Genomic DNA, 14,750 nt, shown 5'->3' with positions numbered 1-14,750 from the left:
CGCCCGTACAGGATGTGTCCCACACACCACCGGCACTACCCGAGAGGAACGGAGGAAGCATGGACTTGGTCAGCGCCACCACTTCGGCGATCATCGGATTTGTTCTCCTGCTCGCCGGCATTCCCAAGCTGAACGACCACGACGGGGCCCTTCGTTCGGTGCGCGGATACAAAGTGTTGCCGGTGCGACTCGAAGTACCGATCGCTCGCATCCTTCCCGTCGCGGAAACCGTCGTAGGCATCCTTCTGGTTCTCGGCGTGGCCCATCGCCTCGCCGCCTTGGTTGCTGCCATCATGTTCGCGTCGTTCTTCACGGGCCTCACGATCAACCTCTTGCGTGGGCGACGCGATCTGGACTGCGGATGTTTTGCATTCGGAGTCGGCGAGATTCCGCGTATCGGATGGTTCCACGCCGTTCGCGCCGGAACACTCGCGGTGATCGCTGTGGCACTGTCGGTCACCGCCGGACAGGCTGAGATCGGCGTCCAGGTCGTGGCGGCGACCTTCGGATTCCTCCTCGTCCTGGCTGGAGTTGCTCTCGCACAGATTCGTTCGGTGGTCCACCTCGGACGACGCCCGGTCGACGACTACCTGTCGAGCGCCTCCATCCGCCTCCGAACCGCCGAAGCCGCGTCCCGGTACGGCTCGTGACTCACATCCCCACCACTGAAAACTCGAAGGCAGGACTACCACGATGACCACTTTCCTCCTTGTCGCGACAGTGATCCTGGTGATCGCCGTAGCCGTACTGTTCTTGATGGTTCTTGCTCTGGCTCGTGAAATCGGCCGCGTACAAGTACGTCTCGGACCTCTCGGTGCCCGGATGATGGATACCGGCCCCAAGGTCGAACAGGCGGGCCCGTCGTTTGCCGGTCTCATCGATCAGGAAGGACGGATCGTCGGAGTCGGTGGTCACCGCGACAAGCCGCAACTCCTGCTGTTCACCGCTCCGAGTTGCTCGACGTGCAAGAGTCTTCTTCCCGGCGTAAGGGCAATGGCCCGAGCCGAATCGGATCTCGACGTGATCATCATCTCCGACGGAACACCCGAAGAGCATCGCGAGTTCCTGGCCGGCAGCGGGATCGGTTCCGAGCTCAGTTACATCGACGCTCGAGACGTCGGTATCGCGTACCAGGTGGGCACCACTCCGTACGGCGTGATTCTCGACGAGCACGGCAAGATCCGAGGAAAGGGCCTGTGCAATCACATGGCTCAGGTGGAAAGCCTGCTCAATGCGCTCGAATCCGGCACCCCCTCACTCCAGCACCTTCATGCCCAGGCGAAATCCGGCAGCGCGGCCTGATCTTCCTGCACAGTTCGATCCTCTTCACGAATCAGGAGAAAATCGTTGGACGACAATGAATTCCCGCAGCACAACATGACGGAGAACCGATATCCCGTCGACGAGGCGACAGTTCAGGCCCAGGCCGAATGGATGGCGGGCCAGGGCGGTTCGCTCACCAGTCGAACCGGACGCAAACTCTCCGAACGCGTTTCGCGGCGGTCCATGATCAGCCGGATCGGCAAGTGGACCATGGGTGTGTCAGGAGTGGCACTGATCAGCACACTTCCTGTGACACGTAGTGCCTTCGCCCAAGAGCCCGAGGTTCCTGCGCCGGCACCTGGCCCCGAACCTCTTGTCCCTGTCTACGACGGTAAAGATCCGGCCGAGTGCGAGTACTGGCGCTGGTGCAACATGGACGGAACGTCCTGTGCCGCATGCAACGGCGGCGGTGTCACCACCTGCGCCCCCGGCAGCAAGCCCGGCGCAGAGTTCTGGGTCGGATGCTGCACCAACCCTGATACCGGCAAGACCTATCTGATCGCCTACTACGACTGCTGCGGTGCACCTTCGTGTTCCAACGCATTCTGCGGCGAACCGGACATGCAGGCCGTGATGTACAACCCGGTCTCCGGAAGCTACGACCAGGAAATCATCTGGTGTGTCTCCGACGAGTCTCAGGCATACACCTGCACGATGGCGCCCATCATCGGTGAGGACTGCCAGACTCGACCGGCCGAGCGCCCCAAGGTCGGTGCCGGATCATGAGCAGTTCGCGAACCCGAAAACTGGCGCGCCCCGCCGTTGCCGTCATCCCACTCACCGTCGTACTCGCGCTGGCCGGTTGCAGTTCGTCCGACAACGACGAACCTTCCAGCGCAGGCGATGTCACCTATCCGACAGTTCCGTTCACTGCTCCGGGCGAGGGGATCTCCCTCGGTCACGACGACCAGGAAATCGGCGATACCATTCCCGAGCCGTTGCACGTCGGTTCGATCATCCCGATCGCAGCTGACCGCTTGCTGGGCGTCGAAGGTGGATTCGGCCAGCTCGAGCTCAGCGTCAACGTCATCGATCCGAAAACCGGTGTAGCCGAGAGCCGGATCACCGTCGGCCCGGGTATCTGGGATCCGGTCATTCACGGATTCGTCGGGGATTCCGCCGAGGATCCTGCGGTGCTCGCTGCCGAGGTGTGGCGCCCCCGAGGTTCCCGCGGCGCAGCAGATTTCACGGTCAGCACCTACTCCGGAAACCTGCTGGAACCAGCCGAGGTCAGGCTTCCGGACGTCGCACGCGTACATTCCCGTGCCGGCTCGAACGCCGTGACGTCCGACGGCAAGTTCTTCGTCACGTGGGACGACGGTTTGTACGGAATCAGAGTGGTCGACCTCGAGAAGAAGGAAGCGACCGGTGCACTCCAGATAGTCGGCTGCGGTCCGTTCACGTGGATGGTCGATCACGAGCTGTACAGCGTCTGCGAGGACACCCGGGAACTGCTTCACGTCACGATCGGTAACGACGGTGTTCCGAAGGAAACCGCCCGAAGCAAGGTCCTACCCGAGGATTTTGTCTCCACCCGCAAGGTCACGTGGGCATCGGAAGCACAAAAAGCCTTGCTGGTCAGTGAGAACGGCGATGTGTACGTCTTCGACTTCTCCAACGGACTGCCTCAGGAAGGTGTCAAGCCGATCGGAAACGCCGGGCAGGACTCCGGTCGATTCTCGGAGAACGTCATCAACGCCGACGCAACCCGGCTCGCAATCGCGTACACGGACACGGCTATTCATCCGGACTCTGCTCGGGGAGGCTCACTGGTCAAGATCGACTTGTCCGACGCAACGACCTTCTCCCCGGTGAAGAGCTTGACGCTTGCAGACCTCGGCTTGACAGACATCAAGAGCATGACCTTTTCCGTCGACGGCGCCACGTTCTACGTGCTCGGTACCGGACCTGAGGTCGAAGGCTCCGCTCCGCAGAAGATCGTGGGTTACAACGCGAGCACCGGCGAGCAGGTCAGTTCCGTCGATGTCTCGGGCAACGTCGGGGATGTCAGCGGGTTGATCACACCAGAAGTACTCCGATGAGTCGTCCCGGATCCGGTGTGGTGATGGGCCGGCGCCGCTTCCTGAGTTTGGGAGCACTCGGCGCCGGAGCACTCGGGCTCGGCGCAATGGGGACGATTGCCGGATGCAGTTCCACTGCAGCATCTCCGACGCCCACGACCGATCTCGACTACATCCTGCCCGCCGACCCCGAAGTTGCCGCCGCAGAATCGGCGCGAGCCTGGAACGGGACCACCGCTGCGTTTGCCCTTGCCGCCGGATTCTCGACGGTAGATCTTGGCGGACGCCGCGTGGACACGTGGACGTACGGAGGCGCTGCGGTGGCTCCGGAACTTCGTCTGAAGTCCGGTGACCGGGTGAACGTCAGCGTCCAGAACGGCCTCGATGCCGAAACAACACTGCACTGGCACGGAATTCGAATCCGCAACGACATGGACGGCGCGGCACCCACCACGCAGGCACCCATCGGCGCCGGTTCGAGTTTCGAGTACAACTTCATCGCACCGGATCCGGGAACGTACTGGTACCACTCGCACAGCGGATTACAAGCCGATCGGGGGCTCTTCGGCGCCATGATCGTCGAGGACCCGAACGACATCACCGGGGCCGACGCCGATGCCGTTCTGGTGCTCGACGACTGGCTCGACGGATTGGGTACCACACCGGATTCGGTCCTGATGGCCCTGAACCCGGCAATTTCGGGCGGGCACGGCGGACACGGCGGTGGGGCAACGACTCCGGCGGAACACTCGGAAGCCGACATGTCCGTCGCGCAACAGTTGGTGAGCGGCGGACACGGTTCTTCCGAACCACTCGGCGGGATGACTCAACACATCGCGTATCCACTGCACTTGATCAACGGGCGGCCACCCAACGATCCTGCTGTCGTCACTGCAGCGCCCGGTTCGACCCTTCGACTGCGAATCATCAACGCAGCGGCCGAAACTCCGTACCGGTTTGCGGTGGCCGGTCACGAGATGACAATCGTCGCTACCGATGGCTACGACGTGGAACCAACTCCCGCCGACACCATCATCGTCGGAATGGCCCAACGCTATGACGTACTGGTGACGGTGAAGTCGGGAACATGGCCGGTGGTGGCGAAGGTCGAGGGCCGAGATGGTTATGCGTCGACCGTCCTACGCAGCACCGACGCGTTGGCGCTGGCGAATCCGGATGTGGGCGGAAACCTCTCGGAACTGGCCGGCCGACTGGTCACCGAAAGCGAACTCCGGCCCACGGAATCCGCACGGCTCGAGACGAAGTCGCCTGATCGCGACTACCACATCGAATTGATCCAGGCCGGCGATCGGTACGTCTGGGGAATGGCGGGAGCCGATGCGGGCAAGCTCGTCATGAAACAGGGCGAACGGGTCCGGATCACGATGAAGAACACGTCCACGATGTGGCACCCCATGCACACCCACGGCCACACGTTTGCGGTACCGGATTACGGCGGACTTCGCCGCGACACCGTCAACGTCCTACCCGGCACCGAGCTTGCCATCGAGTTCGACGCCGACAATCCCGGCGAGTGGATGTTCCACTGCCACAACGCCTACCACTTCGAGGCCGGCATGACGGCAAATCTGCGTTACGTCCGCTGACAAGTCGAAGAATGGAGAGAACACCTCATGAAGAAACTCGTTCCCGCTTTCCTGGCCGCGTGCGCTGCCCTGAGCCTCACCGCCTGCAGTAGTGATGCCGGTGCGTCGTCGGACGAACCGGCAGTCGTGATCGAGGTGAAGAACATGGCGTACACACCGGCATCGGTCACCATCGAGAAGGGACAGACCGTCGAATGGAAGTTCGACGACAGCGGACTCCCCCACGACGTGGTCGGCAACGGTGATCTCGACGGGAAACTGAAGAGCGAGTTGCTCACCGAGGGAACCTTCTCGTACACGTTCGACGACGCCGGCACCTTCACCTACCACTGCACGCCCCATCCGATGATGGTGGGCACCGTGATCGTTCAATAGTGAGGAGGTGGATCGTCGGCTTCGGCCTCGCTGTCGCGGCGACGTGTGTCCCAGCTTGCGGCACAGAAGATCCCGTCCCCGACGTGGTGGTCGAGATCAGCAATGTTCAGTTCAGCCCGATGGACGTCACCGTGGAACACGGCGGCACCGTCGAGTGGCGCTTCGACGACGGTGGACTCCTGCATCATGTGGAATCACCCGGCCTGTTCGACAGTGGTATCACCGGAGACGGAACGTTCCGGCACACGTTCGAGAGCGTCGGCGTCTACGAGTATTCGTGCTCCGTCCACCCGTACATGATCGGCGTCATCACAGTGCTGTGAAACCTGGCTCAACACTTTTCGCTGCGACTTCGGCTCAACACTTTTCCTGAACCACAAACACTTCGGAGGATCTGATGACTACTGTTCTCTCACACGGCCCACTGCAGACCGATGTCCCTGACATCCGGCCGACCCTTCAAGGCTCGGTCGGCACCGCGACCCGTGTCAGCCTCGTCGCGGCGGGCGCTGCTGCGGGTGCCGGCCTCGCACTCGTGGCCACGCCATCTGCGACAACAGCTTTGACCACAGCTGTTATCGGCGCCGGACTGGTTACGTCGCTGGCTGCGAACTGGTCGACCTGCGGAATGTCCGTCGCCGGAGTTGTTGCCGCGCCGAAGCAGGTAGATCGGAAGGGATCCTCGACCCCCGTCCGCCGACTCGGCTGGCACGCTCTGGGTTCGGTCACGACGGGAGCCGTCACCGGGGCATTGATCGGCGCTCTCGGTGCGGCGATGTCCGGGTACGTCCCGATCGGCTGGGCGCTGGGCGTCTGGGCCGTCGTCGCGGTTGCGTACGGGCTGCACGAGTTGGGTGCAGTGAGGATGCCGACTCCGATGCGGCGCCAACAGCTTCCGCGCCATCTGCGCCGCACAATGGCGCCCTGGAAAGTCTCGCTGATCTTCGGCGCGATCATCGGTCCGGGATTTCTGATCTTCATCCGCTCGAGTGCGTACTACCTCCTGGCACTCGGCGTCATGGCTTCGGGTTCACCGGCTCTCGGGGCGGCGCTGTTCACGGTCGTATCCCTTGGCCGCTGCATGCCCAGCCTCGCGGCAATCGTGCACACCAAGCGTGGTGGCTCGATGCCGGGATTCCTCTCGATCATGTGCGTCGTGGACCGTCGCGTGCAGAGCGTCACCGGCGCGGCATTGATCGCACTGGGAGCATTCGCCGCCGCAGCACTGATCTGACTGTCGAGCTAGCACCCTTCACCTCGAGTGAACACACGCTCCGACTCTCCGGAGCGTGTGTTCACTCGACAGAAACCGTGCGCACTCACCCCGCGTCAGGGAATCGACAGCGCCACCTGGACCGAGTCCTCCGTCGGCGACGTCACCTTTGCGTCCCGACTCCACAGCATGTCCAGCGCTGCCTTGGGCTTGGCAAGAACCCACTCCCGCGCGGCGTTCTTGATCAGCGTCGGAGTTGCGCACCCGCAATCGCTGTTCACACCGTCTGCGTCGATGCCGACGTCTCGGCACAACGCAACAGCGCGGGGCACGTGATACCCCTGAGTGACGATCAACGCCTTGGTTACCCCATACGTATGTATGGCCCGAAAGCAGGTGTCATAGGTGTCGAGGCCGTACGGATCCCCCACGATGCGACGCTCATCTATTCCCTGCTCCACCAGGTAGTTCGTCATCGCCGCGATCTCGTCACCCGAGCCGCCGTTCGCGTCGCCGGAGACCAGGACCGCTTTAGCCTTTCCCGCTTCCACCAGTTCGACTGCTGCGTCCAGCCGCCCTTTCAGGAAAGCCATCGGCTTACCGTCCTTGATCTGCGCGCCCAGCACGATCACAACCGGAGCGTCGGGAGCATCGGCGGCGTCTGACGTATGTCCGGCCGACGCCACGGAGATCCACACGATCGAGCCCGCGTAGACAACTGCTCCGAGCACCGCAATGCCTGCGACCCAACGAGGCCACCTGCGCTTGCGCGGCGGTTTCACTGGATCTGCAGCAGCTTCGCCCATTCGTCGATCAAACCACACGGTTTGCTCATGGCTCGAGTGCTCGGTCGATCCTCCATCCCTCCGCGCCACTGCGCTCGGCCCTCAGACCCGAGTACTTTCCACCTCGCGCGATCAGGTCTTCGTGGGAACCGACCTCCTCCACCCCTCCGGCTTCGAGGTAGACGATGCGATCTGCTCCCTGAATAGTCGACAGGCGATGAGCGATGATCACCACCGTTCGACCACGGGCCAATCGGTGAATTGCCTCGGTGATGGCGACTTCGTTCTCTCCGTCGAGGGCGGAAGTCGCTTCATCGAGAAGAACAATCGGAGTGTCCTTGAGGAATGCCCGCGCAATCGAGACCCGCTGACGTTCACCGCCGGACAGCAGTGATCCGCCTTCACCTACCCTGGTCTCCTCACCGCTCGGCAAACGGTCGATCACTTCGCCTAGCCTGGAATCCACCACTGCTTGACGGACCTCCGAGTCGGTGGCATCCGGTCTCGCCAACCGAACGTTCTCCAGGATGGTTCCGTCGAACAGGTAAACCTGCTGTGAGACAGTCGATATCCGAGTCATCAATGCTCTCGTTCCGATGTCGCGAACATCGGCTCCCCCGATGGATACCGCACCTTCGTCGACGTCCCAGAATCTGGAGATCAGCCGAACCAGAGTTGTCTTTCCGGAACCGGAAGGACCGACCAGAGCAGTGACCGAGCAGTCCGGGAATTCGAGGCTCACGTTACGAATCACGCGATCCGGGCCGTAGCCGAAGGAGACCGAATCGAACCGAATATCATACGAGGTAGGCTCTTTCGGCACCTCAGGCTCCGCCAGCACCGGTACATCGATCATCTCTCGGACAGATCCGAGCGACACCCGGGCCAGTGAGATACCTTCACCGAATCCTGCGAGCATTTGCATCGGCTCCACAAACCTCACGGCCAACACGAGAACAACGATCACGCTTGCTGTGTCGATGGACCCGGTGGTGACCAGCAGTGCCGCCAGAACCAGCACGGCGAGAAAGGCAACCTGAACGACGATCATGAACCGCAGTAGATACTTGTCGACCGATCCGATTTCCTGCAGGTGTGCGTCCCGGTTGGACACAAGAGCTTCGTCCAACCGAGTCCAGCCTTCGCCACTCTTACCGGCCGAACGTAGAACTTGCTGCGCCTGTGCATATTCGACGACGCGCGATGCCAACTCGGATTCGCTCTTGCCGATCGCCTCGTATTCGGGAACAACCGCCCGCTGCACGTTGCGGTAGGCCCGAATCCCCAGTGGAACGAAGACGACCATCGCGAGGGACAGTCGCCAGTCCACAAACAAGACAGCGATCGCCACTGTCGCTGGAGTCACCGTGACGGTGACGAGTTGCGCGATGATCATTCCCGGGATGCTCATCAAGATAGCCGTGCCCTCGGTGACCAGGCGAGTGAACGCCCCACGGTTCGCCTTGCTGAACCACCCGAGCGGAACCTGCACCAAGTGCTCACCGAGGCGATGCATGATTCCACCGGCAAAACCCTCGATTCCGATGCGGTACGCCCGATTCTCGGCGATCCACCGTACGGCGCCACAGGCCACCGCCACGAGAGCAGCCGTGACAACCCACGGCACTGCGGCGTCGTAATCGCCGCGAACCACCGCTTTCAGGATCGGAATCATCAGTGCAAAGACGACACCCTCGAGTATCCCGGCGAGCGTGAAACCTGCTATCTGACCTCGCATCCCATTGTCGCGCCCGAGGATTTCGTCCAGGTCTCGAATCATTGCAGCGCCTTTCGCGGAGATATGTCTTCCACGAGGGGGTTCTGGAGCGCCCACATCCGCGCGTAGGTTCCGCCGAGCGCCGACAACTGTTCGTGCGTACCCTTTTCCACGATACGTCCGGCGTCGAGAACGAGTATCTGATCTGCGTGTCGGACGGTGTGCAGTCGATGAGCGATCACCATCAGGGTGCCGCCGTCTGCACTGATCTCGCCCAGTGCGCGTTGAACGGCCGATTCACTGTGGGGATCGGCCTGCGAAGTCGCCTCGTCCAGGATGACGATCGGCGGGTTCTGAAGGATGGCGCGGGCGATGGTCAGGCGTTGCTTCTCCCCACCCGACAACTCACTGCCCGAACCACCACCGATCTCGGTGTCATACCCGTCCGGCAGTCGCATGATCACGTCGTGAATCTGCGCCCGCCTCGCCGCTCTCTCCACTTCCAGATCCGTTGCATCCGGTCGACCGAGCCGAATATTCTCGCGCACGCTGTCCCGCAAGAGCACAACATCCTGGAAGACGATGGCCATCGATTTCAAGACTTCACGACTGGACTGATCTCGTAAATCGCTTCCGCCCAGTCGAATAGACCCGTCCGTGACGTCCCAGAACCGCGGAAGTAGACGCGCCAAAGTGGTCTTTCCGGAGCCGGAGGGGCCAACGATCGCGGTCACGGTGCCCGGTTGCATCTCGAAGGAGATGTTCTCGAGGACGCGCTGCCCAGTGGTGTATTCGAAGCCGACGCTGTCGAATTCGACCAAAGTGCTGCGGGCAGGCACTGCATCCTGAGGTTCGGCCAGCTCTGGTTCGCCGAGGATGCTCTCGACGTGAGTCGCTCCCAGTTGGCCTTCGCGGTATAGGTTGGCCATCGTTCCCATGTGCAGAACCGACGACGGAACACCGATTCCGACGACCAGAAAGGCAACAAGAGCTACCGGGGTAATCCAACCCCCGGACAACATTGCGGTTCCCGTCGCCGTGATGACCACGATGAGTACCGCCGGTGAGAGGAGGATCGACATCGCGACCACCGGCCTTCCCATCCCCGACATCCATCGCACGCACACCGCAACCATCGAATCGACAGCGCTCGAGTAGCGCGCGAATGCGCGACTCCCACTCCCGTACGTCTTGACGACCTCGATACCGTCGCCCAGTTCTACTGTCGCAGAGGTCAATGTCGACATTGCAAGATTCCAGGAGTCGACGTTCGTTCGATAGGCTCTGCGCATCGACGGCGCGGCAAGAACGAGACACACTCCGATGTAGCCGACCAGGACCAGGCTGAACTTCCAGTCCATCGCCACCAGATAGATCAGGGCCACTATCGGCGACAGGATCGCGGGTACCACGTCGGCGGGAAGGTGAGCGACGAGAAGATGCATCCGCTTCACGTCGTCGGTCATCGCCTGCTTCACTTCACCGGTGCCACCATTTGCAAACCACCCCAGAGGAACTCGGGACAGATGCCGAGCGATACGCGAGCGGATCGAGTATTTGAAATGCGCGTCGGCGGTGTGGCACACGGTCAGCGCTGCGTTGTAGACGACAAAACCGAGAATTGTGCCCGCTGCACCGATTGCGGCCCACAGCCAGACCAGGTTCAACGACGAGTCGGTCAGGAGCACCCGCGCGATCTCGACCACCGAAACGTAGGGCAGGAATCGTAGCGGCACCGACAGCGCCGACAAACCCGCACCCAGGAGCAGGCGATTTCTCACGGGAGCGATCATGCGACCCAAAGCGTCTCGGTCGACCAGACCAGGCGAGTCTTCGAAGGCCACAGTCTCCTTCACTGTCATCGAGTTCACTGCCATCGAGTTACTCACTCTTCGACGATGATCGTGCCGGTCATGTTCGGATGTGGTGTGCACGTGTAGGTGAACGTTCCGGCTTTGTCGAAGGTCTGACTGTAGGTTCCGCTTCCTTGGAGATCGCTCTTGATCCCCGGCTCGGCGAACACGACATCGTGCGGCATTCCCTGGTCCTCGAAAATCCACGTGACCGTCTGTCCTGTGTGCACAGTGACGGAGTTCGGTGAGTACGCAAGGTTCTTCACCGAGATCTCGACCGGCGCTTGCTCGGTAGATCCCGTCGAATCGTTGCCGCACGACGTCAGTGTGAATACCGCTGCAACAGCGATCAATGTGGTCAATCCGGTGCGAAATGACATTCTGCTCTCCTCATCGAACGTAGTGGAGGTCGGCAGTCATCCCGGCCTCGAAGTGGTACGCGTTGTGACAGTGAAACATCCACCGTCCTGGATTGTCGGCGTCGAAGTCGATCGCCATTTGTGTACGCGGAAGTACGATCACGGTGTCTCGGCGAAGCCCGCCGTAGGAGGGAACCGAGAAGGTGTGCCCATGGGTGTGCATCGGGTGCCACATGTCGGTGTCGTTGTTCATGACGATTCGTATTCGCTCGCCCTGCTTCATTCTCAACCGACCTGCATCGGCGCCCGCCATTCCCCAGAGGTATCGATCGCCGGCCTGAATGAGATCCACCGAATACGCACGATCCGGTGCCCTCTGCTCCAGCGCTCCTGACGGGCGAAGCTCCGATTCCAGAACGAGCCGACCGCCGGAACCTGACAGCACTGCAGGCGAAGTCAGGTCGACGACCGCTACCGAATCCGGCGTCCGAAGCAGGCACGCGACGCCACCTGACTTCCCTTCCACCTTCGCGGCGATGGGCCACGAGCCGGACTGCACCGTCACCAATACGTCGTATCGCTGCGCGGGTGCGATCAGAATCTCGTCTCCGGCTGTGTAGGCAACGTCCTGCCCGTCAGCACTGACAACGGTCATCTCGTGCCCGGCGACCGAGAAACGGTACGGAGTCTCCGCCCCGGCATTGATCACCCGCAATCGAAGCCGAGTTCCGGCCGTCGCACTGACTACGAAGGGATCTTCCACAGGCCATCCGTTGATCAGGTGCAGTGGATACGTGATGTGCGTTGCCGTTCCACCGAGCGCCCTGGAATTTCCGTGACCACTGCCGAGAAGTTCTGCGGCAGAATCAATCTCTGCACCATCGACTTCCGGTGGAGTGCCGCCGTGCCCGTGGTGTCCTCCCTGCACGTCCGGTGACAATGCGCGAAGCACTGCATCCGGGGTTGTTCCCAGCCCGTCGAGCCAGTCGTCGATCACGATGACGACGTCCTCGTCGGCTCCGGTCCGGTCGTTCGGGTCCTCGACCACGAGTGCACCGAATAGCCCTCGATCGGCCTGCAATCCTGAATGGGAGTGGTACCAATATGTTCCGTGATCCGGGGCCACGAAGTCGTAGGTGAACTCGGCACCTGGTCGGATTCGTTCCTGGGTGACCGGCGGGACGCCGTCCATGTCGTTGCGGATCGCAATGCCGTGCCAGTGCACTGAGGTCTCCGTCGGAAGGTCGTTCTGCAACCGAACGTTGAGCCGGTCTCCCTTGGAGATTCGAAGCTCCGGGCCAACTGCTTCCGCACCGTACGACCATGTGTCGACCTCTCTGGCGCCCAGACTCACCCGAGCCGGTGCAGCTGTCAGATTCCGTTCGACTGTGCGCCCGCTATGAAATCTCGCCTGTTCGGCAGCACGAACTTCGTCGTCGAACGGTGAAATCTCAGAACTGGTTTCGTTCGCCGAGCCACGGCTGCACGCACTCAATGCCACAGAACCCAAAGCCGCAGAACCCACAGCCGCAGAGCCGAGCGTCACCGCTCCCCATCGCAGAGCCAGGCGCCGACTCAACGCACTCGAACTCATGCCGTCAGCGCCGTGAATTCCTGATAGCGCTTCGCGGCAACAGCTTCGGTTCCGGTGCCGGTCAGATTGCCGGCAGCCATGGCATCCATGTCCTCGATCATCCAGAAGGTGGCGAAGGGATGAGTGGCAAGCCACATGTCTCCGTTGACCTTGGCCACTCGGTTCTCCTGCACCGCTGAAAGACTCGAGAACCCGGGAACACCGGCAACCTTGCCGAACTCGTACACGCCCTCGTCGAACACGGCTATGATCCGAGCATCCTGCGCCGGGATCGCCTCGTCGGACAGGGGCGCATACGGCAGTCCTCCAGCGGCATTCGCTCGCTGGGATTCCGGACGCCCGAAGCCGCTCTCCGCCAACAGCAACGACGGCGGCGCCTGCTCGGTGGTGGTGGCAAGGATTCCAGAACTGCTCATCAGCACCGACACGGTGTTCACTTCACCACCGGACCGAGCAGAGACGTCAGCGATCTTGCCCTCCAAAGCGACAGTCAGCTTGTCGGCAACCGACTGACGATCAAAAGCGCGTCCGAAGAAGGCAAGATTCTCACGCCACGGAGTGGTGACGGCCGGGACCGGCACTGTGGGTACGGTCGACGCAAGGGAGTCGTAGTAGCTCCGATCGCCCATCGACGTGAAGATGACCAGTCCGGGATCCTGGGCGAGGACCTGCTCGATCGGGGGTGCACCGAGCGGCGGCACCGTGACCACCTCGGTACCCGCTGACGCCAAGATATCCTGGCCGATCTCCGATCCCCACGACGTGAAGACCACGTCAGGGGTGATGCCGACGGCAAGGAGACCGAGTGCGGCGTATTCGTCGAGGGAAACAATTCGCCCGAGGTCGCCCGGAACCGACGTCTCACCGAATTCGTGGGACACAACACGCGTTCCCTCGGCAGGTTCCGTCGTCGGTCCCGCCTCACTCGAGCTACAGGCGGCCGCAGTCAGGGCAACGACACTGACCAGCAGCGAAGCACCCAGCCTCGATAGGTAACCGGGTCGCGTTTTCAACTTCATGGTGTCCTTCAGCTTCGAAAAATCGGGGGGTTCGCATAAATCCGAGCACTGCTCGGATTTGGCAAGTAAACCTCACCTAAGTACATCCGTCAATCGCTTGCGTCGACTACGCACACCGATCCGACGCCACTAAGCTCGGTCGGACCATGACTGCGCCATCACCTGACAAGAAGTCCGCCGCGAAATCACAGCGCCGCCGGAGTTACAACACCGGGATCACTGCGGACGCGGTGCTGACCGTGGCGTTCGGGCTCAGTCGCGAGCACGGAGTCGAGGGCTGGTCGCTGCGGCAGCTGCTCGGCGAACTCGATACGTCGTTCTCCGTCGTCTATCGACTCGTCGGAGATCGGGACGCACTCTCGGCTGCGGTGGTCGACAGTGCGGTGTCGGCCGTGAACGTGCCATCTGCACAAGAAGATTGGCGTCAATGGCTGACGCATCTGCTCTTGCAGATGCGAGAGGCCTTGATCGAGTGTCCAGGCGCGGCACAGTGGCTGCTGATGAACGGAGTTGCCACCCAGCGCAGCCGGGAACTCATGGAGGCCGGATTGGCATCGCTGATCGACGCCGGGTTCGGGGAAGAAGCCGCTCAGGCTTACACCGTCGCCTTCACCTCGACAATCACACTGATCGCCATGAACGACGCCAGGCGCATTCCCAGCGGACAGCCTTCACCCGATCACAGCGCGATGCTGGAACGACTGAGTAACGACGGACCCTCAGATCCTCGTTCATCGATGGAGACACTGATCGGGAAGTTCGCCGGTCCACCGGATGCTGCGGAAGCAACACGGGCAGAACACTATCGCTACACACTCGACCGTGTCCTCGACGGCCTCGAGGCGCGGCTGAACGCAATCAAGGAGTCACAGAAATGACCGAGG

15 protein-coding genes are annotated in these 14,750 nt (G+C 61.8%); 9 read left to right on the top strand and 6 right to left on the bottom strand.

The genetic code is table 11. The features are described from left to right. Nucleotides 1–59 precede the first annotated feature (59 nt). The 8 genes from CPI83_RS03480 (at nucleotide 60) to CPI83_RS03445 (ending at nucleotide 6,560) form a co-directional block, all read left to right on the top strand. Nucleotides 60–650: a MauE/DoxX family redox-associated membrane protein gene (locus tag CPI83_RS03480; RefSeq protein WP_097386784.1), complete on the top strand. Its 591-nt coding sequence runs from the start codon at nucleotides 60–62 to the stop codon at nucleotides 648–650. A gap of 43 nt (nucleotides 651–693) precedes the next feature. Next, on the top strand, nucleotides 694–1,302 hold the full coding sequence (locus CPI83_RS03475) for a redoxin domain-containing protein (protein ID WP_021345728.1): 609 nt from the start codon (nucleotides 694–696) through the stop codon (nucleotides 1,300–1,302). Between the two features lie 75 nt (nucleotides 1,303–1,377). Then, the gene (locus tag CPI83_RS03470; protein ID WP_029256402.1) at nucleotides 1,378–2,049 is read left to right on the top strand and encodes a methylamine dehydrogenase light chain; all 672 of its coding nucleotides are present in this window, start codon (nucleotides 1,378–1,380) and stop codon (nucleotides 2,047–2,049) included. Further along, nucleotides 2,046–3,365, top strand: coding sequence for a hypothetical protein (locus CPI83_RS03465; RefSeq protein WP_097386783.1), 1,320 nt, complete (start codon nucleotides 2,046–2,048; stop codon nucleotides 3,363–3,365). The genes CPI83_RS03470 and CPI83_RS03465 overlap by 4 nt, the downstream gene beginning before the upstream one ends. Beyond that, the gene (locus tag CPI83_RS03460) at nucleotides 3,362–4,951 is read left to right on the top strand and encodes a multicopper oxidase family protein (protein WP_097386782.1); all 1,590 of its coding nucleotides are present in this window, start codon (nucleotides 3,362–3,364) and stop codon (nucleotides 4,949–4,951) included. The genes CPI83_RS03465 and CPI83_RS03460 overlap by 4 nt, the downstream gene beginning before the upstream one ends. A gap of 27 nt (nucleotides 4,952–4,978) precedes the next feature. Beyond that, complete coding sequence (locus tag CPI83_RS03455; protein ID WP_003940240.1) at nucleotides 4,979–5,326, top strand: plastocyanin/azurin family copper-binding protein; 348 nt, start codon at nucleotides 4,979–4,981, stop codon at nucleotides 5,324–5,326. Then, nucleotides 5,326–5,649, top strand: coding sequence for a cupredoxin domain-containing protein (locus CPI83_RS03450; RefSeq protein WP_019745578.1), 324 nt, complete (start codon nucleotides 5,326–5,328; stop codon nucleotides 5,647–5,649). The genes CPI83_RS03455 and CPI83_RS03450 overlap by 1 nt, the downstream gene beginning before the upstream one ends. Before the next feature lie 74 nt (nucleotides 5,650–5,723). Beyond that, nucleotides 5,724–6,560: a hypothetical protein gene (locus tag CPI83_RS03445; RefSeq protein WP_019745579.1), complete on the top strand. Its 837-nt coding sequence runs from the start codon at nucleotides 5,724–5,726 to the stop codon at nucleotides 6,558–6,560. A 95-nt stretch (nucleotides 6,561–6,655) separates the two neighbouring features. On the opposite strand, the gene CPI83_RS03440 is transcribed toward CPI83_RS03445, so the two are convergent. Genes CPI83_RS03440 through CPI83_RS03415 form a run of 6 tightly spaced genes read right to left on the bottom strand, consistent with a single transcriptional unit; the run spans nucleotide 6,656 to nucleotide 13,728 of the window. Then, entirely contained in the window at nucleotides 6,656–7,345 is a 690-nt protein-coding gene (locus CPI83_RS03440) for a YdcF family protein (RefSeq protein ID WP_097386781.1), read from the bottom strand. Between the two features lie 25 nt (nucleotides 7,346–7,370). After that, a complete protein-coding gene (locus CPI83_RS03435) occupies nucleotides 7,371–9,104 on the bottom strand; it encodes an ABC transporter ATP-binding protein (RefSeq protein WP_097386780.1) in 1,734 nt (577 codons plus the stop codon). Next, nucleotides 9,101–10,930: an ABC transporter ATP-binding protein gene (locus tag CPI83_RS03430; protein WP_232816856.1), complete on the bottom strand. Its 1,830-nt coding sequence runs from the start codon at nucleotides 10,928–10,930 to the stop codon at nucleotides 9,101–9,103. The genes CPI83_RS03435 and CPI83_RS03430 overlap by 4 nt, the downstream gene beginning before the upstream one ends. Continuing rightward, nucleotides 10,927–11,274 (bottom strand): plastocyanin/azurin family copper-binding protein, encoded by a 348-nt coding sequence (locus tag CPI83_RS03425; protein WP_097386778.1) that lies wholly within the window; start codon nucleotides 11,272–11,274, stop codon nucleotides 10,927–10,929. Before CPI83_RS03425 ends, CPI83_RS03430 begins: the two co-directional genes overlap by 4 nt. A gap of 10 nt (nucleotides 11,275–11,284) precedes the next feature. Further along, the gene (locus tag CPI83_RS03420) at nucleotides 11,285–12,847 is read right to left on the bottom strand and encodes a multicopper oxidase family protein (RefSeq protein ID WP_065351488.1); all 1,563 of its coding nucleotides are present in this window, start codon (nucleotides 12,845–12,847) and stop codon (nucleotides 11,285–11,287) included. Further along, nucleotides 12,844–13,728: an ABC transporter substrate-binding protein gene (locus CPI83_RS03415; protein WP_232816855.1), complete on the bottom strand. Its 885-nt coding sequence runs from the start codon at nucleotides 13,726–13,728 to the stop codon at nucleotides 12,844–12,846. The genes CPI83_RS03420 and CPI83_RS03415 overlap by 4 nt, the downstream gene beginning before the upstream one ends. Before the next feature lie 284 nt (nucleotides 13,729–14,012). Between CPI83_RS03415 and CPI83_RS03410 the strand changes: the two genes are divergently transcribed. After that, nucleotides 14,013–14,744, top strand: coding sequence for a TetR/AcrR family transcriptional regulator C-terminal domain-containing protein (locus CPI83_RS03410; RefSeq protein WP_030536498.1), 732 nt, complete (start codon nucleotides 14,013–14,015; stop codon nucleotides 14,742–14,744). The last annotated feature ends 6 nt before the right edge of the window (nucleotides 14,745–14,750 follow it).

This window comes from Rhodococcus sp. H-CA8f (assembly GCF_002501585.1).
Lineage (GTDB): Bacteria > Actinomycetota > Actinomycetes > Mycobacteriales > Mycobacteriaceae > Rhodococcus_F > Rhodococcus_F erythropolis.
Note: the sequence above shows the minus strand (reverse complement) of the source record. Positions and strands in the feature narration are given on the sequence as shown.

What these genes read in the sequence shown, in the direction of transcription:
- CPI83_RS03480 (WP_097386784.1), top strand. Translation starts at nt 60, where the DNA reads ATGGACTTGGTCAGCGCCACCACTTCGGCGATCATCGGATTTGTTCTC.
- CPI83_RS03475 (WP_021345728.1), top strand. Translation starts at nt 694, where the DNA reads ATGACCACTTTCCTCCTTGTCGCGACAGTGATCCTGGTGATCGCCGTA.
- CPI83_RS03470 (WP_029256402.1), top strand. Translation starts at nt 1,378, where the DNA reads ATGACGGAGAACCGATATCCCGTCGACGAGGCGACAGTTCAGGCCCAG.
- CPI83_RS03465 (WP_097386783.1), top strand. Translation starts at nt 2,046, where the DNA reads ATGAGCAGTTCGCGAACCCGAAAACTGGCGCGCCCCGCCGTTGCCGTC.
- CPI83_RS03460 (WP_097386782.1), top strand. Translation starts at nt 3,362, where the DNA reads ATGAGTCGTCCCGGATCCGGTGTGGTGATGGGCCGGCGCCGCTTCCTG.
- CPI83_RS03455 (WP_003940240.1), top strand. Translation starts at nt 4,979, where the DNA reads ATGAAGAAACTCGTTCCCGCTTTCCTGGCCGCGTGCGCTGCCCTGAGC.
- CPI83_RS03445 (WP_019745579.1), top strand. Translation starts at nt 5,724, where the DNA reads ATGACTACTGTTCTCTCACACGGCCCACTGCAGACCGATGTCCCTGAC.
- CPI83_RS03440 (WP_097386781.1), bottom strand. Translation starts at nt 7,345, where the DNA reads ATGGGCGAAGCTGCTGCAGATCCAGTGAAACCGCCGCGCAAGCGCAGG.
- CPI83_RS03435 (WP_097386780.1), bottom strand. Translation starts at nt 9,104, where the DNA reads ATGATTCGAGACCTGGACGAAATCCTCGGGCGCGACAATGGGATGCGA.
- CPI83_RS03425 (WP_097386778.1), bottom strand. Translation starts at nt 11,274, where the DNA reads ATGTCATTTCGCACCGGATTGACCACATTGATCGCTGTTGCAGCGGTA.
- CPI83_RS03420 (WP_065351488.1), bottom strand. Translation starts at nt 12,847, where the DNA reads ATGAGTTCGAGTGCGTTGAGTCGGCGCCTGGCTCTGCGATGGGGAGCG.
- CPI83_RS03410 (WP_030536498.1), top strand. Translation starts at nt 14,013, where the DNA reads ATGACTGCGCCATCACCTGACAAGAAGTCCGCCGCGAAATCACAGCGC.